The sequence below is a fragment of the Vicinamibacterales bacterium genome (genome assembly GCA_041659285.1).
In the GTDB taxonomy this organism is placed as follows: domain Bacteria; phylum Acidobacteriota; class Vicinamibacteria; order Vicinamibacterales; family UBA2999; genus 12-FULL-67-14b.
The window spans coordinates 99733-120153 of sequence record JBAZYO010000013.1 but is presented as its reverse complement, the minus strand read 5'-3'; the positions used below and the strand labels follow the sequence as shown (position 1 = coordinate 120153).

General features: G+C 67.9%; 19 protein-coding genes, 1 tRNA gene, 1 other RNA gene and 2 pseudogenes. 15 read left to right on the top strand and 8 right to left on the bottom strand.

The window, feature by feature from the left end; genetic code table 11:
* Positions 1-12: 12 nt before the first annotated feature.
* Entirely contained in the window at positions 13-1335 is a 1323-nt protein-coding gene (locus WC815_19005) for a M20/M25/M40 family metallo-hydrolase (protein MFA5910871.1), read from the bottom strand.
* A gap of 195 nt (positions 1336-1530) precedes the next feature.
* Between WC815_19005 and WC815_19000 the strand changes: the two are divergent.
* From WC815_19000 to WC815_18990, 3 genes and pseudogenes are all read left to right on the top strand, one after another.
* A pseudogene (locus WC815_19000) lies at positions 1531-2505 on the top strand (ATP-binding cassette domain-containing protein).
* Positions 2500-3030, top strand: a pseudogene (locus tag WC815_18995) (ATP-binding cassette domain-containing protein). Before WC815_19000 ends, WC815_18995 begins: the two co-directional pseudogenes overlap by 6 nt.
* Complete coding sequence (locus WC815_18990) at positions 3016-3567, top strand: hypothetical protein (protein ID MFA5910870.1); 552 nt, start codon at positions 3016-3018, stop codon at positions 3565-3567. The pseudogene WC815_18995 and the gene WC815_18990 overlap by 15 nt, the downstream one beginning before the upstream one ends.
* On the opposite strand, the gene WC815_18985 is transcribed toward WC815_18990, so the two are convergent.
* Positions 3564-3965: an EVE domain-containing protein gene (locus tag WC815_18985; protein ID MFA5910869.1), complete on the bottom strand. Its 402-nt coding sequence runs from the start codon at positions 3963-3965 to the stop codon at positions 3564-3566. The two genes, WC815_18990 and WC815_18985, sit on opposite strands and share 4 nt — an antisense overlap.
* A gap of 18 nt (positions 3966-3983) precedes the next feature.
* Here WC815_18985 and WC815_18980 point away from each other — a divergent pair, with 18 nt between their 5' ends.
* From WC815_18980 to WC815_18970, 3 genes are all read left to right on the top strand, one after another.
* Positions 3984-4727, top strand: a complete 744-nt coding sequence (locus WC815_18980) for a Stp1/IreP family PP2C-type Ser/Thr phosphatase (protein MFA5910868.1) — start codon at positions 3984-3986, stop codon at positions 4725-4727.
* A 48-nt stretch (positions 4728-4775) separates the two neighbouring features.
* Positions 4776-6383 (top strand): L,D-transpeptidase family protein, encoded by a 1608-nt coding sequence (locus WC815_18975; protein MFA5910867.1) that lies wholly within the window; start codon positions 4776-4778, stop codon positions 6381-6383.
* Between the two features lie 102 nt (positions 6384-6485).
* The gene (locus WC815_18970; protein MFA5910866.1) at positions 6486-7193 is read left to right on the top strand and encodes a murein L,D-transpeptidase catalytic domain family protein; all 708 of its coding nucleotides are present in this window, start codon (positions 6486-6488) and stop codon (positions 7191-7193) included.
* 17 nt (positions 7194-7210) lie between these two features.
* Here WC815_18970 and WC815_18965 read toward each other — a convergent pair whose 3' ends face one another.
* Positions 7211-8764, bottom strand: coding sequence for an ATP-binding protein (locus WC815_18965; GenBank protein MFA5910865.1), 1554 nt, complete (start codon positions 8762-8764; stop codon positions 7211-7213).
* An 82-nt stretch (positions 8765-8846) separates the two neighbouring features.
* On the opposite strand from WC815_18965, the gene WC815_18960 reads away from it, so the two are divergent.
* On the top strand, positions 8847-9155 hold the full coding sequence (locus WC815_18960; GenBank protein MFA5910864.1) for a hypothetical protein: 309 nt from the start codon (positions 8847-8849) through the stop codon (positions 9153-9155).
* Between the two features lie 162 nt (positions 9156-9317).
* Here WC815_18960 and WC815_18955 read toward each other — a convergent pair.
* From WC815_18955 to WC815_18940, 4 genes are all read right to left on the bottom strand, one after another.
* A tRNA-Ser gene (locus WC815_18955) sits at positions 9318-9407 on the bottom strand.
* A gap of 80 nt (positions 9408-9487) precedes the next feature.
* Positions 9488-10012 carry an ankyrin repeat domain-containing protein gene (locus tag WC815_18950; GenBank protein ID MFA5910863.1) on the bottom strand — a complete coding sequence of 175 codons (525 nt, stop codon included), beginning with the start codon at positions 10010-10012 and terminating at the stop codon, positions 9488-9490.
* A 50-nt stretch (positions 10013-10062) separates the two neighbouring features.
* Complete coding sequence (locus WC815_18945; protein MFA5910862.1) at positions 10063-10455, bottom strand: transcriptional regulator; 393 nt, start codon at positions 10453-10455, stop codon at positions 10063-10065.
* A gap of 10 nt (positions 10456-10465) precedes the next feature.
* A complete protein-coding gene (locus WC815_18940; protein ID MFA5910861.1) occupies positions 10466-11071 on the bottom strand; it encodes a hypothetical protein in 606 nt (201 codons plus the stop codon).
* A gap of 338 nt (positions 11072-11409) precedes the next feature.
* Here WC815_18940 and asd point away from each other — a divergent pair, with 338 nt between their 5' ends.
* From asd to WC815_18910, 6 genes are read left to right on the top strand one after another with little or no spacing between them, the layout of a single operon-like run.
* Positions 11410-12447, top strand: a complete 1038-nt coding sequence (gene asd, locus WC815_18935) for an aspartate-semialdehyde dehydrogenase (protein ID MFA5910860.1) — start codon at positions 11410-11412, stop codon at positions 12445-12447.
* 2 nt (positions 12448-12449) lie between these two features.
* Positions 12450-13916, top strand: coding sequence for an aspartate kinase (locus WC815_18930; GenBank protein ID MFA5910859.1), 1467 nt, complete (start codon positions 12450-12452; stop codon positions 13914-13916).
* Positions 13913-14611, top strand: coding sequence for a dihydrodipicolinate reductase C-terminal domain-containing protein (locus tag WC815_18925; protein ID MFA5910858.1), 699 nt, complete (start codon positions 13913-13915; stop codon positions 14609-14611). The genes WC815_18930 and WC815_18925 overlap by 4 nt, the downstream gene beginning before the upstream one ends.
* A gap of 39 nt (positions 14612-14650) precedes the next feature.
* Positions 14651-15532, top strand: a complete 882-nt coding sequence (gene dapA, locus WC815_18920; protein ID MFA5910857.1) for a 4-hydroxy-tetrahydrodipicolinate synthase — start codon at positions 14651-14653, stop codon at positions 15530-15532.
* Positions 15529-16362: a 2,3,4,5-tetrahydropyridine-2,6-dicarboxylate N-succinyltransferase gene (locus WC815_18915; protein MFA5910856.1), complete on the top strand. Its 834-nt coding sequence runs from the start codon at positions 15529-15531 to the stop codon at positions 16360-16362. The genes dapA and WC815_18915 overlap by 4 nt, the downstream gene beginning before the upstream one ends.
* A complete protein-coding gene (locus tag WC815_18910; protein ID MFA5910855.1) occupies positions 16350-17357 on the top strand; it encodes a M20/M25/M40 family metallo-hydrolase in 1008 nt (335 codons plus the stop codon). Before WC815_18915 ends, WC815_18910 begins: the two co-directional genes overlap by 13 nt.
* Here WC815_18910 and WC815_18905 read toward each other — a convergent pair.
* Positions 17315-18436, bottom strand: coding sequence for an HD domain-containing phosphohydrolase (locus WC815_18905; GenBank protein MFA5910854.1), 1122 nt, complete (start codon positions 18434-18436; stop codon positions 17315-17317). The two genes, WC815_18910 and WC815_18905, sit on opposite strands and share 43 nt — an antisense overlap.
* 156 nt (positions 18437-18592) lie before the next feature.
* Here WC815_18905 and ffs point away from each other — a divergent pair.
* An RNA gene (ffs, locus tag WC815_18900) (signal recognition particle sRNA small type) lies at positions 18593-18691 on the top strand.
* A gap of 13 nt (positions 18692-18704) precedes the next feature.
* A complete protein-coding gene (dnaX, locus tag WC815_18895) occupies positions 18705-20411 on the top strand; it encodes a DNA polymerase III subunit gamma/tau (GenBank protein ID MFA5910853.1) in 1707 nt (568 codons plus the stop codon).
* Positions 20412-20421: the final 10 nt, after the last annotated feature.

The window sequence follows — 20421 nt, the reverse complement described above, 5'->3', positions numbered from 1 at the left end:
AAAGTCAAGGCCCTACCGGGCCCGCGCGAGCTCCATCACCAGTTCGTACTGGAACCGCACGAAGCGATGCAGCTCCGATTCGAGGATGCGCTCCTGGTCGCTGTGCGCGCCGAAGCCCTTGGGGCCGTCTTCGGTGTCGATCGCGGGGCCGATGCCGTAGCACTGCGGGCCCTTCGCGCGGATGTTCGACATGTCGGTGGCGCCGGTGCCCATGGTGGGGAGCGCCTCGGTGCTGTAGTGCTTCTTGAGCTGCGCTTCGAGCACCGCATAGGCCTCGGTGTCGAGCCGAGACCCGCCCGCCGGCCGGTAGCGATCGCGGAACCACCGCACTTCGACGGTGGGGTCGTTGATCACCTTGCGCACTTCGTCCAGGAACTTCGACTGGTCTTCATCCGGATGCAGCCGCACGTCGAAGGTCGCCTTCACCTCCGAGGGGATCACGTTGTAGCGGAACCCGGCGTCGACGATGGTGGGAACGAGCGAGGTGTGGAGCATGGACCAGTGCGCGGGCTGGTTCTCGAGCAGCCACTCGGCCGCCGGGCCGTTCACCTTGGGGTCGGGGCTCAGCACGTCGCGGTAGACCCTGGCCACCTCAGGCGTCACCATCGTTTGCAGCTTGCGGAAGTAGGCGCCGGTCGTCTCGTTGACGCGGAGCGGCGGCACCCAGTTGGCGACCTTGCCCACCGCGGCCGACAAGTGCGTGACGGCGTTGTTCTTCGACGGCACCGAGCCGTGGCCCGCGGGGCCGCGCGCGATGACCTCGATCGGCCGCGGCTCCTTCTCGGTGGTGCCGACGTTGGCCTGCCGCACCTTGCCGCCCTCGCGGACCACGCCGCCGCCTTCGGCGAAGCAGAACTCCGCGTTGATCGCGTCGAGGTGATTGTCGGCCATGAACTGGGCGCCGACGTCCGGCGCCCCTTCCTCGCCAGACTCGGCGAGCATGATGACGTCGCGGTCCAGCGGCGTCCCCTCGCGCTTGAGGCGCAGGATCATCATCAGCGCCGCGGTCAGGTTGTCCTTGTCGTCGACGGCGCCCCGGCCATAGATGTAGCCGCCTTCACGCACGGCGCCGAAGGGCGGATGCGTCCACTTCTTGGCGTCCACGGTGACGACATCGGTGTGGCCCATGATCAGGATGGGCTTCTTCTTGCCGTTGCCCTTGATCCGCGCGACCAGGTTGGGCCGCGTCGGGTCCTTGGCGAACACCTGGTAGGGGATGCCTTCCTTGTCGAGCACCTGCTTGAGGTACTCGACCGCGCGGACCTCGTTGCCCGGCGGACTCTGCGTGTCGAGCTTGAGCAGCGCCTGGAAGTGCTGGAGGGTTTCTGCCTCCAACGCCGATGACTGGGCCGCAGACGCAGACTGGGCCGCAGATGACGCAGATAACACAGATACCAGAAGGGCCAAGGCAAGCAAGGCAAGTCGAAACGGCGTGTTCATGGGCCGCAGAATACACCAGGGCCGCAGATGACGCAGGCAGCCGCAGATTAGCCCCAGACGACGCGGGCAGCCGCCGAGCTCGCCCCGGGCATGACGGCGCCGCATCGGCTCAAGGAGTTCGCCGACGTCAGTAATCTGCGTCAAATCTGCGGCTGGCTAGTCCATGGCCCGTTTTGCGGTACGCTTGAGAGTTCCATGCCACTTGTTGTGCTCGACCAGATCTCCCACGCCTACGGCCACCTGCCGCTGCTCGACCGCGCTGCCCTGCAGGTCGAACCCGGCGAACGCATCGCCATCATCGGCCGCAACGGGACCGGCAAGTCCACGCTCATGCAGATCATCGGCGGTGACCTGAAGCCCGACTCCGGCACGGTGTGGACCCAGCCCGGGGCGCGCGTGGCCCGGCTCGTCCAGGACGTGCCCCTGGCCGCCAACCGGCCGGTCTTCGACGTGATTGCCGACGGGCTGGGTGACCTTTCCAGCCTGATCACCAACTATCACCACGCCGCCGTCGAGGTGGCCACCGACTACAGCGAAGAGGCGATGACGCGGCTGGGGAACTTCCAGCACGAGCTGGAAGAGCGTGATGGCTGGAGCCTCGAGCAGCGCGTCGAGCTGATCGTGACCAAGCTGGGGCTGCCCTCCGAAGCGATCGTGGACACGCTGTCGGGCGGATGGAAGCGGCGCGTGTTGCTGGCCCGCGCCCTGGTGAGCCAGCCGGACGTGCTGCTGCTGGACGAACCGACCAACCATCTCGACATCGAAGCCATCGAGTGGCTCGAAGCCTTTCTCCTGGGCTACGCCGGCGCGGTCATCTTCGTGACGCACGACCGCGCCTTCCTCGAAAAGGTCGCCACCCGCATCGTCGAGATCGACCGCGGCACGCTGACCTCGTGGCCCGGCGACTACGCCACCTTCGAGCGCAAGAAGGAAGAGTGGCTGGCCAACGAAGAACTGCAGAACGCCAAGTTCGACAAGAAGATGGCGTCGGAAGAAGTGTGGCTGCGGCGCGGCGTCAAGGCGCGGCGCACGCGCGACGAGGGCCGCGTCAAGGCGCTGATGGCCATGCGGGCCGAGCGCGCGGCGCGCCGCGCCCAGATGGGCAACGTCCGCATGCAGGTGGACCAGGCCGACCCGTCCGGCAAGATGGTGTTCGAGGCGAAGGGCCTCAGTCATTCGTTCGGCGCCTCGCCGGTGGTCCGCGACCTCTCGCTCCGGGTCATGCGCGGCGACCGCATCGGCTTGATCGGACCCAACGGCGCCGGCAAGACGACGCTCCTGCGGTTGTTGCTGGGGGAGATTCCGCCGCAGGCGGGCGAGGTGCGGCGCGGCGCCAACGTGCAGGTGGCCTACTACGACCAGCAGCGCGAGCAACTCGATCCGGAACGCACGGTGGTGGACACCGTCGGCGACGGCGCCGACACCGTGACGGTGAACGGCGTGCCCAAGCACGTGCACGGCTATCTTGCCGACTTCCTGTTCTCGCCCGAGCGCGCCCGTTCGCCGGTGAAGGCGCTGTCGGGCGGCGAGCGCAACCGCCTGCTGCTCGCGCGCCTGTTCACGCGGCCCGCCAACGTGCTGGTGCTGGACGAGCCGACCAACGACCTGGATCTCGAGACGCTCGAGCTCCTCGAGGCGCAACTGGTCGAATGGCCCGGCACGCTGCTGCTCGTCAGCCACGACCGCCGCTTCCTGGACAACGTCGTCAGCAGCACGCTGGTGTTCGAGGGCGACGGCAAGGTGCAGGAGTACGTCGGCGGCTACGAGGATTGGCTCAGGCAGTCAAAAGCACTGCCGGGAGCTGCCAAAGAATCGTCGGGACTTACCAAGGAAGCGTCGGGAGTTACCAGGCAATCGTCGGGAACCGGCAGACAGTCGTCGGGATCAAAGACCAAGTCCAAGCGGTCGTTCAAGGAAGAGAAGGAATACGCCGACCTGCCCAAGCGCATCGCCGCGCTCGAAGAGGAGCAGAAGCGGCTGCAGGCGGCGATGGCGAGGCCCGACTTCTACAAAGAGGGTGCCGACGTTATCCGGCAAGCCGTGACGCGCGTGGAGGCGATCGAGCGGGAGCTGCTCACCGCCATGGCGCGGTGGGACGCGCTGGATTCGGTGGGTAAGTCCGCCTAGGCGAACTTGCTCATCGCCTCGATCATGTCCCATTGCTCGTCGGTCACCGGCTGAACCGACAACCGGGGAATCCGGACCAGGGGCATGTCGGCGAAGCGCTTGTCGGCCTTGATCTCCGCCAGCGTCACCGGCCGCTTGAGCGGCTTGCCGGCGGCCAGTTCCACCACCACCAGGTTCGCGTTCTTCGGGTCCGGATAGGCCTCCACCGCCACGGTGGCGGTGCCGATGACCGCCTTCTCCTTGCCGGTGTGGTAGAAGAACACCGGTTCGCCCTTCTTCATCGATTGCAGGTTTCTCTGGGCCACGGGGTTCTTGACGCCGGCCCACACGGTGCTCCCGTCGGCCTGAAACCGCGCGTACGAGTAGTTTTCAGGTTCTTCTTTGACGAGCCATCTCATGCGGAGAGAATACCCCCGATGCAATTGAAAGTGGGGGCGGCGACCGACGTGGGCCGCGTCCGTCCCATCAACGAAGACGCCTACCTCGCGCGCCCCGAACAAGGCCTGTTCGTGGTGTGCGACGGCATGGGCGGCGCCGCCTCCGGAGAAGTGGCCAGCCAGATCGCCGTGAAGGTGATCGGCGACCTCTTCGACGAAGCGCCTGGCGTCACGACCGCCGGCGCCCGTTTGCCGCGATCCGCGCGTCTGGGCGACGCGGTGTGCGCGGCGAACGACGCCATCTACGACCACGCCGAGGCCGACAAGGTCCACACCGGCATGGGCACGACCGTGGTCAGCGCCTGGATCGAGGGCGACATCCTGAGCCTTGCGCACGTCGGCGACAGCCGCGCCTACCTCTGGCACGACGGCCAGATCGAGCCGGTGACGAGCGATCACTCGCTGGTGGAGGCGCAGGTGCGCGCCGGCCTGATTGACCGCGAGCAGAGCCTGACGTCGGTCCACCAGAACGTCCTGTTACGCGCGCTGGGCCGCGAGCTCGACGTCGAAGTGGAGCTGGACGAAGTGCGCGTGTCGGCGGGCGACTGCCTGTTGCTGTGCAGCGACGGCCTCACGCGGATGGTTCCCGACGCGGAACTGGCCGACACCCTGGCGCGATTTCGTGGCGACCCGCAGGGCGCGTGTGCGCACTTGATTGCGGCCGCCAACGCGAAGGGTGGCCCCGACAACATCACGGTCGTGATCGTCGAAGTGTTCGACTAGCCACGAGCTGGCGCCGGCGGTGGCACGGCCGTTGCTCATACGAGCACCGTGCGAACCTCATTTGCCCTGGTTCTGTCCCTCGTCTTCGTTGGCGTGGTGACCGCCGCTGGCTGCGCCAAGGCCGCGAAATCACACGAAGTCACACCGGCCCTCCACGAGATTCTCGCGGCAAATCCCGCGCCCGGCATCACGGCAGAGGTTTGGACAGATCTACACACGTTCTACACACAAAGAGCCGAGGCCCCGGCATGGGTGGACCAGCGGCGGCCGACCGCCAAGGGCACCGAGGCGCTGCAGGTCCTGAACACCGCGCGCCAGCACGGGTTCGACCCGGCGGACTACGCCACCCCCGAGCTGCTCACCATGGGCCAGGCCGTTGAGGCCCTCGACAAGGAGTCCCCCGAACGCTTGAAGCGCCTCGCCGAGTTCGATGTGCGCCTCACCGCCGGCCTGCTCGCCTTCGGGCGTGACGTCGCGATGGGCCGATCCAAGCCGAACACGCCCGATGGCAGTTGGAAGAACCAGCGCGTGGCCCCGGACTACGCCGCCACGTTTGCGCAGGCCGTGGACGAGCCGATGAAGTGGGTGGAGTCGATGCGGCCGCCCCATCCCGAGTACGCGGCGCTGCAGAAGGCGCTCGACGATCTCCACGGGCAGAAAGAAAAGGGCGGATGGACCGCCGTGCCCGCGGTGGTGTTGAAGCCGGGCTCGTCCGGCCCCGCCGTGGTCGCGCTTCGCCAGCGGCTCGCGGCCAGCGGCCACTTGAAGGCCGCCGACGGGGTAGCGCCATCGAACCGGTTCGACACGGATGTTGAAGCGGCCGTGAAGTCGTTCCAGGAACTGCACGGCCTGAAGGCCACCGGCGTGGTGGACGCGGTCACGACGACGGCGCTGAACGTGCCGATCGAGGCGCGCATCCGCCAGGTCGCGATCAATCTTCAACGGTGGCGATGGCTGCCCAACGACCTGGGCGCCCGCCACTTCATCGTCAACATTCCGTACTTCACCATGGCCGCGCGTGAGAACGGCAAGACCGTGATGGACATCCGCGTGGTGGTTGGCAAGCCCGGGCACAACACGCCGATTTTCAGCGACGAAATGGAAACGGTCGTGTTCAGCCCGTATTGGAACATCCCCGACTCGATCGCCGAAGGCGAGACGGCGCCGGCGGTGGCTCGCGATCCGCGGTACTTGGAGAAGCAGAACATCGAAGTGCTGCGGGTGTCGGGTGACAAGGTCGAAACGCTGAAGGCGTCGGACGTGGATTGGGACAATGCCGACGCCCTGAGGAACCTCGCCTTCCGGCAGCGGCCAGGCGCCAACAACGCCCTGGGCCACGTGAAGTTTCTGTTTCCCAACTCCTACAACGTCTACCTTCACGACACGCCGGCCGACGCGCTGTTCGAGCGGCCGGGCCGTGCCTTCAGTCACGGCTGCGTTCGCGTCGAGGAACCGGAAAAGCTGGCCAAGTACGTGTTGAAGGACTTCCCCGAGTGGGACGAGCCGGCGATGTTTGCGGCCATGAACGCCGGCGCGGAAAAGCACGTGAAACTCAAGGAACAGGTACCGGTCCATATCGTCTATTTCACGTCCTGGGTCGACGACAAGGGCGGCCTCCACTTCCAACCCGACATTTACGGATACGACCGCCCCTAGGGCGGCCACAAGCGCCCGAGCTGGGAAATCGCGCGATCGCTGGTAGACTGTCTGAACCCCCGTAAACGACAGCCCAACAGTGGAGTCAGCGTGAATAGACGTGTGCCGCTTGTCCGCTTCATTCCGACCGTTGCCGTCGTCCTTTTCGTCTCGAGTGCCATGGCGGCTGCCGCGGCGCCGGGCTTTGACGTCTCCACGAACGCGAATGTGACCTTTGCGCGCGAGAGCTTTGCGGGTGCCTCGCTCGGCTCCCTCGAGCCCGCCGTGTTCGACCTGGCCCTGAACGCCGCGACCTGCGCGGTTCGCGCCGGCAAGGTGTCGAACCCCAAGACGCTGACCGTGATCGACTACTCGCGGCCTTCGACCCAGGAACGCCTCTGGGTGATCGACCTCGCCACGCACTCGCTGCTCTACGAGGAACTCGTCGCTCACGGACAGGGCAGCGGCGGGCAGACCGCGACGCTGTTCTCCAATCAGCCCGAAACGCACCGCACCAGCCTGGGCTTGTTCGTCACCGATACGACCTACGTCGGCAAGAACGGCTATTCGCTGCGGTTGGATGGGCTGGACGAGGGCATCAACGACCGCGCGCGCGAGCGCGCCATTGTCATGCACGGCGCGCCGTACGTGAGCCGGCAGTTCGTGAAGACCACCGGGCGGCTGGGGCGGAGCTGGGGATGCCCGGCGATTCGCAACGACATCGCCAGGGAAATGATCGATCGGGTGAAGGGCGGCGGGCTCGTGTTTGCCTACTATCCCGATCAGCAGTGGCTCAAGAGCTCACGGTTCCTCGGCGGCTGCGGCGCCTGAGCATGTGGCGTCCGCCTTCAGGCGGACCGGGAGTCCGAAGACACCGCCTGCAACGCGCGGTCGAGTTGCGACAGCGTTGACGGCTTGGCGAGCAGCGGCGCACCGAGCGCCTTGATCCGCTCCTGCGCCTCGGGCACCGCGGTGAAGCCCGACATGAAGATCACCGCAAGGCCCGGGCGCGCCGCGCGCGCCGCTTCGGCCAGTTCAATCCCGCTCATGCCGGCGCCGAGCACCACGTCGATCACCAGCACATCCGGCGGTTCCGGTCCTTTCAGCAGCGGCAGCGCCACCCCGGCGCTGGCGGCCACCATCACCTTGTGTCCGAGGGTCTCGAGCTGGCGCCGCACGGTGGTGCGCACCGCCGCTTCGTCTTCCACCACGAGAATGGTCTTCACCACGATGGGCGGCGCGATGGGCAGCGCCGGCGCCGCCGCGGCCCGCGGCTCGCTCCTGGTCAGCGGCAGGTAGATGATCACCGTGGTCCCGTGACCCGGTTCCGATGCGATGTTGACGGTGCCGCCGGATTGCCTGGCGAAGCCGTAGACCATGCTGAGGCCGAGGCCGCTGCCGCGGCCCCCGGTCTTGGTCGTGAAGAACGGTTCGAAGACCCGCGCCGCCACTTCCGGCGGCATGCCCGTGCCAGTGTCCTGGACGGCGATCATCGCGTACTGCCCGATCGGCAGGTCGTCGTCCATGCGCGGCGCCTGCGTGATGTCGGCCTTCGAGGTGCGGATGGTGAGCGTGCCGCCGTCGGGCATCGCATCCCGGGCGTTGAGCGCGATGTTGAGGAGGGCCGCCTCGAGCGCGGCCGGGTCCACCAGCGCCACGCCGGCATCGCGGCTGGTCGCCGTCTGGATCCGGATGGTGGTGCCGAGCGTGCGCCCCAGCATGCGGACGATGCTCTCGATCAGCGCGTTGATGCCGACGGGCTGGGGATTCAACTGGCGGCGCCGCGAGAAGGCGAGCAGGTCGCCGGTGAGGTCCTGTCCGTGCCGCGTCGCGCGCAGCGTTTCGTCGATCAGCTCCACGGTGTGGTCGTCACCCTCGGGCAGCCGCAGCTTCAGCAGCTCCAGGTTGCCGAGGATCACCATGAGGATGTTGTTGAAGTCGTGGGCAATGCCGCCGGTGAGCTGCCCGACCGCTTCCATCTTCTGGGATCGGAACAGCGCCGCGCGCGTCTGCTCCAGGGAATCCTGCGCCTTGCGCAGCGCCGTGATGTCGTGCGAGATGCCGTAGAGGCCAAGGATGGTGCCGGCCGTGTCGCGGTAGACGCCCTTGGTCACGAGATAGGCCTGCGTGCCGGACCGGCCGCTGGCGACGCCTTCGAACGACATCGCCTTGCCGCTGGCCAGCACCACCCGGTCGTCGGCCATGAAGCGCCGGGCGGTTTCTTCCGGGTACAACTCGAGATCGTTCTTGCCCATCATGTCGGCGGCGTCGCGGCCGGCGAAGTGCGCCATTGCCTGGTTGACGATGACGTAGCGTCCGTCGAGGTCCTTCACGAAGATAGCGTCCGGCGTCGCCTCGATCACGGCGAGCAGGATGTCGGCGCTGTTCGGGATGGACGGCATGGCCGATCGGCATCTTACCCCGGCCGCTGTGGGGGTGCGCCGCTGGCGGGCAACGTGCGATAGTCGGCATTGGAGTGGCGCCATGCACCTTATCCAGATCCTGCTTCCGACTCATCATCGCGACGGCACCGAGGTGGAGGCCGCGCAATTTGCGCGCGTGCGCAACGAGCTCACCGAGCGCTTCGGCGGGGTGACGGCCTACTCGCGGAGCCCGGCCACCGGCCTGTGGAAGCGCGCGGACGAGGCCATCGAGCGCGACATGGTGGTCATGGTCGAGGTGGTGGTCGGAGTCTTCGACCGGGACTGGTGGGCCCAGTACCGTGGGGCCCTCGAAGATCGCTTTGGCCAGGAGGAAGTGCACGCGCGCGCGCTGGCCATCGAGGCGATCTGATGCGATGGCGGATTGCCAGGATTCGCACTGTGGGGGCGAACTCGATGGAGACGACATTGCTACACCTGGCTTGCCCAGCTGAAGCTTGAATTGTCAGCGGGGGCCCGCCTTCGCCCTTTGGGCTACGGCGGGGCAGCCTTCGCCTGAGTTCAAAGCGAAGGCTGGCGGAGAGAAAGGGATTCGAACCCTTGGTACGATTACTCGTACACACGCTTTCCAAGCGTGCTCCTTCAACCACTCGGACATCTCTCCGTTCGAATGGGGATCAACAGTTTATCGTGACGGGTCGATCGGTCAAAGCCAAACCGGCCGGACCGCCGCGGTGGGCGGGGTCACCGTCTCGTCCGCTCCTTGAACCCTTTCGCGACCATCAGCGCCAGCAGCGCCTGCGGTGCGCCTTCGACAGTCGCCATGTCCATGGCCGACATGCCTTGATCGCTGCGGATGTTTGGGTCGGCGCCCATCTCCAGCAGCACCGCGGCGCTCTTGAACTGCTCGTGGTGGAGTGCGACCAACAGCGGCGTCCAGCCGGACGAGCGGCCGAAGCCCTTGGGCCGGCGGTCCTGGGTGTTCGGGTTGGCGCCCAGCGCGATCAGCGTGGCAATCACCTCGGGCCGGTTGGCCGCCTCACCCTGGCACTGGTGCGGCCCGATCGGGTGCCCGCCGCGCGCCGCCCAATAGAGCGTCGTGCCGCCCAGGTCGTCGCTGGCGTCGACGTCGGCGCCGTCCTTCACCAACTGACGGATGGCGGCGACGTCGCCGCGCCAGGCCGCCGCGTGCAGCGGCGTCGCCGGGACTGCCCAGAACATGGCGCAGCCACTCACCGCCACCGCCGATAGCAACAAAGAACTTCGCATCACAAAGCGCATGGCCAGCCTCCGCCGCCTCTAAACCTGGTGGAAACCCGCTAGGTCTTCCGCGTTGCCCGAATGATGGCGTCCATGTGATCGAGGTACTTCTCGAGCGCGCGGCGCCCCGCGGCGGTGAGTTTGTAGCTGGTGCGCGGCGTCCGGCCGTCGAAGCCCTTGCTGCACGACACGTAACCGGCATCCTCGAGCTTGCGCGCGTGCACGCTGAGGTTGCCGTCGGTCGCGCTCAACGCCGCCTTGAGGTCCGAGAACGACAGGTCGTCGCTGGCCGCGAGCGCGCTTACGATTCCCAGCCGCATGCGGTCGTGGAGCAGGCGATCGAGCCCGGTGGCAATTTCGCCGGCCGGCCTGGCGGGCGACACCGGCTTGCCCGCCGTCGCCTTGGCGAAGGCGGGAACCCGCACCGGCGCCTCCGCCCGGACCTTTCGCACTGAACTGTTTCTAGCCACCGTGGTTCCTCGCAATGTAAACGCCGAAGCCGAGTTGCAGGCCGCCGAAGCCGATGGCCAGCCAGATGTTGCCCCAGTCGGGCGGGGTCAGGATGGCGAGCAGCCCGAGCGCCATGAACAGCGCGCCCATCAGCCGGACCGCCGGCACGCTGAAAATGCCGCCGGTCAGCACGCCGGCGCCGTAGAGCAGCAGCCACGCCGGCGCCATCACCGTGAAGTTGCGGACCGCCCACAGCTCGTAGGTGATGGCCGCGCCGGCGACCAACGGTGCCGCCAGGCCCGCCGCGAACCGCCGCGCGTTGGCCCCGGTCAGGGTGGCCCCGGCCAGCCGCGCCTTGCGCGCCATGGTGACGAGCCCGGCCACCGCCGCCGCCACCGCCGCGGCGAGCCACACCAGCAGCCAACGATCGCCGGTCGGCTGCGACGACCCCACCAGCGCCGCCACCAGCGCGATCGCGCCCATGACGCACCCGCCGGCGCCCGGCACGGCGGTGAAGGTCGTGCCGCGCTCCATCGCCTGGCGGATGAACACCAGGTTCTCCGCGGCGTGGCCGCCGAGGGACGCCGGGGACGAGTCCGAATCGGCGGCCTTGGGCACATCCCAGCCTATCGCGATGGCGCGGTTACGTCAAAGAACTTTGTATTGAAAAGACAGGGATTCGAAAACCAGATGGCGGGCATTCCTCCGGTGCTCTTGATCTCCTGTTTTGTTGTGTATAATCCGATCGCAATGTTCGTCCTTCCCATGCGCACGCACACCGGTGCTAAGCGGGCCAGAACTGGCGCGGGGGGCGGACGGCTGGCAGAAAGGTTCTGAACGGTTCAGGAAGGTCCTGAAGGGTTCGGAAAGGTTCGGAAAGGTTCGTCAGCCACCCGCCGCGGTCACACCGCAGGCGGGTTTTGTTTTTTCAGGGATCAGCGATCAGGGGACTGGTGATGAGCGAAATCGAAGTCGGCATCTTGGGCGCGACCGGCGTGGTCGGGCAGCAGTTTGTGGCGCGGCTGGCGCGGCACCCGTGGTTCCGCCTCACCTGGCTGGCGGCCAGCGAGCGCTCGGAAGGCAAGGCCTACCAGTCGGTGGCGCCCTGGCGCCTCGCCACGCCGATGCCGGCTGAGTCCGCCGGCCGCGTGGTCGAGCCGTGCCTGCCCGGGCGCGGGCCCAAGGTGGTGTTCTCCGGCCTCGACGCCTCGGTCGCCGGCGACATCGAGGCCGCCTTTGCCGCCGCCGGTCACATCGTAGTGAGCAACGCCCGCAACTTCCGGATGGATCCGCTGGTGCCGCTGCTCATTCCCGAAGTGAACGCCGATCACCTGAAGCTGATCGACGAGCAGCGCGCCGCCAAGGGCTGGTCCGGCGCCATCGTCACCAACCCCAACTGCTCGACCGTGGTGCTCGCCATGGCGCTGGCGCCGCTGCGGCAGTTCGGCATCCGCTCCGTGATCGTGTCTACCATGCAGGCCGTGTCTGGTGCCGGTTACCCTGGCGTGCCGTCGCTCGACATCCTCGGCAACGTGGTGCCGTTCATCGGCGGCGAGGAAGAGAAGATGGAGTTGGAGACGCTGAAGATCCTGGGCAGCGACGGCGGCCGCGCGCCCTATCCGGCGGCGGTCAGCGCGCACACCAATCGCGTCGCGGTGATCGACGGCCACACCATGACGGTGTCGGTGGGCTTCCACGACCGGCCGTCGATCGACGAGCTGGCCAACGCCATCCGCACCTTCGCCGGACGCCCGCAGGAACTGAAGCTGCCGACGGCGCCGCAGCCCGCGCTGATCCTGATGGCGGAGCCCAACCGTCCGCAGCCGCGGCTCGACGCCGACCTCGGCGGCGGGATGGCCGTGAGCATCGGCCGCCTCCGGCCGTGCCCGGTGATGCACGCGAAGTTCGTGGCGCTGGGTCACAATACGGTGCGCGGCGCCGCGGGCGCCGCCATTCTCAACGCCGAGCTGATGAAGGCCGAAGGATTCTTCTAGCCATGAAAGTGATGAAGTTCGGGGGCACGTCCGTGGCCGACCGCGCCGCCATCGAGCGGCTGATCGCGCTGGTGCGCGCCGAGCGGCAGGCCGAAGCGCAGAAGCAGGGCGGCGACGCGCGCGGGCCGGTGGTGGTGGTGTCGGCGCTGTCGGGTGTCACCGATCGCCTGCTGGGCGTGGCGGCGATGGCTGGATCCGGCGACGAGGAAGGCGCGCGCACGAGCCTCCAGGACCTGAGGAAGCGCCACCTCACCGTGTCGGAGGTGATCGCCGACGAGGCGCTGCGCAAGGCGGTGGTCGAGGCGGTCAATCGCGAGTTCGACGAGCTCGAACGCGTGGTGCACGCCCTGGGCGTGCTGCAGGAGGTGTCGCCGCGATGGCTCGACACGCTCGCCGCCACCGGCGAGGTGCTGAGCAGCCAGATCGTGGCGGCCGCGCTGACCGCCGGCAAGCTGATGGCGACCTGGGTCGATGCCCGCAAGGCAGTGGTCACCGATGGCGAACACACGTCGGCGGCGCCGCTGTTCCAGGACACGACCGCGGCACTGATGAAGTACGCGGACCCGCCCCTGGCCGCCGGGCGCATTCCCGTGCTGGGCGGGTTTGTCGGCGCCACCATCAGCGGCGTCACCACCACGCTGGGGCGCGGCGGCTCGGATTTCTCCGCCGCCATCGTCGGGGCGTGCCTCGGCGCCGACGAGATTCAGATCTGGACCGACGTGGACGGCATGCTGACGGCGGATCCGCGTATCGTCCAGGCGCCGCAAGTGGTCCCGCACCTGTCGTTTGCCGAGGCGTCGGAGCTGGCCTACTTTGGCGCCAAGGTGCTGCACCCGGCGACCATCCAGCCGGCGGTGGCCCGCAACATTCCCGTGCGCATCCTCAACTCGCATCGCCCGCAGGCGCGCGGCACGCTGATCACGGCCGAGCGGCCGAGGAGCGAGCGGCCGCTCACCGCGGTGGCGTCGAAGAAGGGCGTGACGGTGGTGGACATCACGTCCACGCGCATGCTGATGGCCCACGGTTTTCTGCGGCGGCTGTTCGAAGTGTTCGAGCGCCACAAGACGCCGGTGGACGTGGTCACCACCTCCGAAGTCAGCGTCTCGGTCACGATTGACGATGCGCGGCGGTTGCCGGCGATTATCGAGGGGCTGTCCGGCTTTGCCGACGTGGTGAGGCAAGACCAGATGGCCATTGTGTGCGCGGTCGGCGACGGCCTTCACGACGACCCGATGCTGGCGTCGCAGGTGCTGGCCTCGGTCGGCGATGTGCCGCTGCAAATGGTGTCGCAGGCCGCATCACGCCGCAACATCACGTTTGTGATTCGCGAATCGGACCTGCCGACCGCCCTCGGCCGCCTGCACGATCGCTTTTTCGCGCCGGTGAGCGAGACCCCCGGTAGTGGTCCGGCTAGAGCCGGACGCCACATGATGCGGGACGCCATGCCCAAGAAGCGGGACGCCACATGATGCGGGTCCTGTTACTCGGCCACGGGCGCATGGGGCAACTCGTCGAATCGCTGGCCCCGTCGTACGGCGCCACCATTGCCGGCGTGCTCGACGAGCGTGCCGGCGAGCGCGCGATTGCGGAAGGTGACTTCGGCGACGTCGATGTCGCCATCGACTTCACGGTGGCCGACGCCGTGGTGAAGAACCTGCCGCAACTGGCGGCCCGGAAGATCAACGTGGTGATTGGCACCACGGGCTGGCAAGCGCAGGAAGCTGCCATGCGGGCCATGGCGGAGCAGGCCGGCATTGGCGTGCTGGCGGCGTCGAATTTCTCGCTCGGGATGAACATCTTCCAAATCGCGGTGGAAGAAGCCAGCCGCCGCTTCGCGCGTCATGCGGAGTTCGGGGCGTGGATCCACGAGTCGCATCACACGATGAAGAAAGACGCGCCGTCCGGCACGGCCCTGACCTTGAAGGCCGGCATGGCGGCGGCGGGTTACCCGCGGCCGATCGACGTGTCGTCCACGCGCGTGGGGTCGGTGCCGGGCACGCATACCGTTGGATTTGACGGGCCGTCCGAAACCATTGAGTTCACCCACACCGTGCGCGACCGGGCAGTATTCGCCCGCGGAGCCCTCACGGCAGCGGCGTGGCTGGTTGGCAAGCGCGGGTGGTTTTCGATCCGAGACGTGCTGAACGGTTCTGAACGGTTCTGAAGGGTTCCGAGAGGTTCGAGGGTTACGACTATGCGCACTATGTTCACTGGGGTTGGCACGGCGCTGATCACGCCGTTCACCAAGAGCGGCGCGCTTGATGAGGCGGCCATCAAGCGGTTGGCGAGGCGGCAGATCGATGCCGGCGTCCACTTCCTGGTGCCGTGCGGCACGACCGGCGAGACGCCGACGTTGTCGGCGGCCGAGCGCCGCCGGGTCGTCGAGCTGGTGCTCGAAGAGGGGCGCGGGCAGGTGCCGGTGATGGCCGGCGCCGGCGGCAACGACACCACCGAGGTGGTGCGTCTCGCCAGGGAGATGCACGGCCTCGGCGTCGACGGCCTCCTGTCGGTCACGCCGTACTACAACAAGCCCACGCCCGAAGGCCTGTTCGCGCATTTCTCGGCAGTGGCCGAGGCGACGCCGCTCCCGATCGTGCTCTACAACGTGCCCGGCCGCACCGGCTGCAACATCGAGGCGCCCACGCTCGCCCGCCTGGCCACCATTCCTCACGTGATTGGCGTCAAGGAAGCGGCCGGTAACATCACGCAGATGATCGAGATCTGCCGGGCCGTCCCGGACGACTTCCTCGTGCTGTCGGGAGACGACGCGCTGACGCTGCCGCTGATGGCGATCGGCGGCCGCGGCTTGATCTCGGTGGCGTCCAACGCCATCCCGGCCGAGATGTCGCAACTCGTGGAAGCCGCCGAGCGCGGCGACTATGTCACGGCCCGCCGGCTGCATCACCAGCTGGTGCCGATCATGCTGGGCAACTTCATCGAATCCAACCCGGGCCCGGTCAAGTACGCGATGGCGGCGATGGGCCTGTGCGAGGAGGTCTACCGCCTCCCCATGGTGTCGCCGCGTCCCTCGTCGAAGGAGAAGATGCGCGGGCTCCTGACCGAGCTCGGCCTCCCACATTCATGACACTCCAGGAAAACATCGAATCACTCGTCGCCGCCGGCTCCGGCGCCAACAAGGCGGCGGCCCGCGCGGCGTTTGACGAACTGAAGGCGGCCCTCGAGGCCGGCACGGTGCGCGCGGCGCAACCGGACTACTCGACGCCCAGCGGCTGGCGCGTCAACACCTGGGTCAAGCAGGGCATCCTGCTTGGCTTTCGCTTCGGCGACCTGGTGGAGATGTCGGCCGGCCTGCCGTTCTACGACAAAGACACGCAAGCGGTGCGGACCCCGGGCGTGGGCGCCGGTATTCGCATTGTCCCGGGCGGCTCGGCCATCCGCGGCGGCGCCTACGTGGCCCGCGGCGTGATCTGCATGCCGCCCATGTACATCAACATCGGCGCTTATGTCGGTGACGGCTCGCTGGTGGACTCGCACGCCTTGATCGGATCCTGCGCGCAGATCGGCGCGCGCGTGCACATCAGCGCCGCCGCGCAAATCGGCGGCGTGCTCGAGCCGGTCGGCGCGCTGCCGGTGATCATCGAAGACGACGTGCTGGTGGGCGGCAACACCGGCATCTACGAAGGCGCCGTGATCAAGGAGCGCGCGGTGATTGCCGCCGGCACGGTGCTGACCGGCTCGACGCCGGTCTACGATCTCGTCAACGGCACGATCATCAGGCCGTCGCCGGGACAGCCGCTCGTGGTGCCGGTGGGCGCGGTGGTGGTGCCGGGCGCGCGCGCGGTGACCGTGGGCGCGGGCAAGGACTGGGGCCTGTCGCTCGCGACCCCCGTGATCGTGAAGTACCGCGACGACAGGACCGACGCGAAAACGGAACTCGAACAGTGGATCCGGTAGATCACCTCGCGCTCGCGCGACAGCTCATCGACATCGACTCGACCACCGGCCAGGAAGGCCGGGTCGCCGCCGTGCTCGCGCAGTTCCTGCGTGACCGCGGCTATTCGGTGCTCGAGCAGCCCCTCGGCAACGGCCGCGCCAACGTCATTGCCGCGGTCGGCGAACCGGAGGTCGTGTTCTCCACGCACTTCGACTGCGTGCCGCCGTTCTTCCCGAGCCGCATCGAGGGCGGCCTGCTCCACGGGCGCGGCGCCTGCGACGCCAAGGGCATCCTGGCGGCGCAGGTCGCGGCCGCCGAACGGCTGCGCGCCGCGGGCGAGACGCGCATTGGCCTGGTGTTCGTGGCCGGCGAGGAGCGGGGCAGCGACGGCGCCAGGGCCGCCAACCGCATCGCCTCGAAGTCGCGCTTCCTGATCAACGGCGAGCCCACCGATCTGCGGTTGGGCGCCGCGACGCGCGGCTGCTTTCGCGTCCGCCTCACCGCCGCAGGCACGGCCGCCCACTCGGGCTATCCCGAGCTCGGCGAGTCGGCCATCGACAAGCTCCTCGACTGCCTGATGTCGCTGCGCGCGGCCGACTGGCCGGCGGATCCGCTGCTCGGCACCACGCACTACACGGTGGGCCTGATCAACGGCGGCGTCGCGCCGAACGTGATCCCGGCGCATGCCGAGGCCGAAGTGTTCTTCCGCAGCGTCGGCGATCACGACGCGATTCGCGCCACGCTGGCGGCGGCGCTGGCGAACCGGGTGAAGGTGGAAGAAGTGCTGGAAGTGCCGGCGGTGCGGCTGCACACCGTGCCCGGGTTCGAGACCGCGGTGTTCTCGTACGTCAGCGACGTGCCGCTCCTGTCGAACTGGGGCCGTCCGCTTCTGCTGGGACCAGGCTCGATCCACGTGGCACACACGGACCGCGAACACGTCGCGATTGCGGAACTGGATCAGGCCGTTGAGGTCTACGAGCGGCTGGCGGCGACCTTGATCGCGACCCCGGCCTGACCGCCGACAATCTCAACGAGCGCGTCGATCAGGCGGCCCTCGTAGTGCCGGTCGTATTCCTCGCGCAGGACCGCGAGCGCCACCTCGACCGACCGCGCCTGGCGATACGGCCGATCGTTGGTGATCGCATCAAACGCATCGGCCACCGCGACAATGCGGCCCGAGATCGGGATGTCGGTGCCCACTAACCCGCGCGGGTAGCCGGTGCCGTCGAAAAACTCGTGGTGGGTCATGGCGACCGATTCCGCCAGCTGCAGGAGCGGACTGTGGCTGCCGCCGAGGATGCGGGCGCCGATGCTGGTGTGCGTGCGCATCACGCGCAACTCGCTTTCGGTGAGCGCGCCCGGCTTGCGCAGCAGGGCGTCGGGAATGCCAATCTTGCCGATGTCGTGGAGGGCGGCGGCGCGGCGGAGCAGCCCGGCTTCCTCCGGCGTGAGCCCGGCCCGTTCCGCCATTTTCGCCGAGAGCTCGCCGACCCGAAGGTTGTGCTGGCTGGTCTCGTCATCCCGGTACTCGGCGGCGAGGGCGAGGCGCTCGATCATCTCGATGCGGGAGGACTCCAGCTCCTTGGTGCGGCCGATCGCCGATTCGAGCAGGGTGCGGTTCTGCTTGCGCAGGTCCTGGAACAGCATCCGGCTTTCGAGCAGGTTGCGGACGCGGAGCAGCACCTCGACCAGGTCGAAGGGCTTGGTGACGAAGTCCTTGGCGCCGCGGGTCAGCGCCTGCTGGCGCGCGTCGCGCGAGCCGTCCCCGGTGATCACCAGCACGGGGAGGCGTTCCTGGTTGATCAGCGGCGCCAGGATGTCGAGCACGCCAAAGCCGTCGCAGTCGGGCATGTGGAGGTCGGTGATCACCAGGTCCGGCGGCGACGACACGACCAGGGCCTTGAGCTCGCGCGCATCGGTCAGGCCGGTAACCGACTGGAAGCCGCCGCGCTCGAGCGTGGCGGTCAGCAGCCGCACGTTCTGCGGCTCGTCGTCCACGACGACGATGTGGGCGGCCCGGATGAGCAGGCTGAGCCGGTCGGGCTCGCCGTACAGTTCCGAGTCGCTTTGGCTGTCCGGTGGAAAGTGAATCATGGGGAACTACCCCGATGCGGAGCAAGAATAGCACCGTGGCCGCGGCAAGGACAAGTGGCCTCGGGTCAACAACTTACGGATGCCGGCAGGTGCGCGTTGGGGTGTGCGGTGTGCGGCCGCACAGTCGAAGGCGTCAGGTGCTACACTGAGGGTTCGGCCCGGAACCTCGGCAATCTCAGGGCGACGAATCGCGTCAGGGCCGGAAGGCAGCAGCGCTAAGTCGTTTCCGTGATGTGCTGAGGACCTCCGGGCCGAGTTTCCCCTTCAGATGGCCTACCAAGTCCTAGCCAGAAAATGGCGACCGCAACGCTTCGAGGACGTCCTCGGGCAGCAGGCGGTCACGCGCACGCTCAAGAACGCGCTCAAGAGCAAACGCATCGCGCAGGCGTTCGTGTTTTCCGGCCCGCGCGGGTGCGGCAAGACCACGACGGCGCGCATCCTGGCGCGCGCGCTGAGCTGCGCCAAGGGGCCGACGCCCGACCCGTGCGGCGTCTGCGACGCGTGCATCGAGATTGCCGAAGGCCGCGACATCGACGTGCTCGAGATCGACGCCGCGACCCACACCGGCGTGGACAACGTGCGCGAGGTGGTGATCGAGGGGCTCGCCATCGCGCCGGTCCGCAACCGCTACAAGGTCTTCATCATCGACGAAGTCCACATGCTGTCGGCGTCGTCGTTCAATGCGCTGCTGAAGTCGATTGAAGAGCCGCCGCCGCACGTCATCTTCATGATGGCGACGACCGAGCAGCACAAGATTCCCGACACCGTGCTGTCGCGCTCGCAGGTCTACGAGTTCCGGACGATTTCCGCCAAGGTGGTCGCCGATCAACTGCGGACCATCGCCGCGGAAGAGAAGATCGAGATTTCCGAAGCCGGCCTGATGCTGCTGGCCCGCGCCGGTGAAGGCAGCATGCGCGACTCGCTCAGCGCCTTCGACCAGGTGCGCGCGTTCGCCGGCGACACCATCGCCGTCGAAGACGTGGTCACGGTGCTCGGCCTGGTCGGGCGCGACCTGGTGTTCGACATGCTCGACGCGGTGGTCAGCGAAGACGCGCCGGCGGCGTTTGCGCTGGTCGAACGCGCCATCGAGCGCGGCTACGACCTGCGCCTGCTGTGCCGCGAGTTGGCCCGCGCGACGCGGGACCTCCTCATCCTGTCCGTGGACCCCAAGCGTTCCTCGGATCCGGACGTGGCGGCGGATTCCGAGCGCGAGCGCCTGCTCGCCATGGCCGGTCAATGGTCGCGCGAGGATTTGCTGCGCGGCTTCGACCTGCTGACCAAGACGGAGCAGGAAGTGCGCGTGTCGGACCAGCCGCGCTACAACCTCGAGATGGGGCTTCTTCGCCTCATGCACCTCCGTAAGCTAGTCCCGCTCGGCGAACTACTCGGCCTCGCGGAAAAGACGCCGGCCCGGCCGGCGTTGGCACCGCGCGCCCCCGTCGCGGTTGCTGCCAGGCCCGCGGCTGCTCCGAAGCCCGTCGCGATGGCTCCCGCCGTGGCTCCACCGGCTCCAGCGCCCAAACCGGCGGTGGCCGCGAGTGCCAGCGACGGGTCGTTGAAAGATGCCTTCCTGGCCGAGATCAAGTCGGCGAAGTCCACGTTCTACAATCTCGTGGTGGCCTCGGCGTATTCGATCGAGGCGACGGCGTCGGGTATTACCTTCGCCTTTCAGCCCAACAAGAAGAACGCGAAAGCGCAGTGCGAAGACCAGAAGGCCTGGCTGGCGACGATTGCCGAAAAGGTGGCCGGACGGGCCATCCCGGTGTCGATTGTGATCGCCGAGGCCGGCGCGCCGCCCGCTCCCGCGCCCTCGACCTTGGGGTCGCCGGTGGCCGCGGCTGGCGGCTTGTCCGCCGGAGCCTCGGCGAAGGCGGGCAGCTCGGATGACGTCAAGGCCGAAGCCATGGCCAACTCCACCGTGCAGGCGGTGCTGGAGATTTTCCCGGTTGAGAAGACCACCGTGGAGGAGAGGTAGGCAAGCCCCA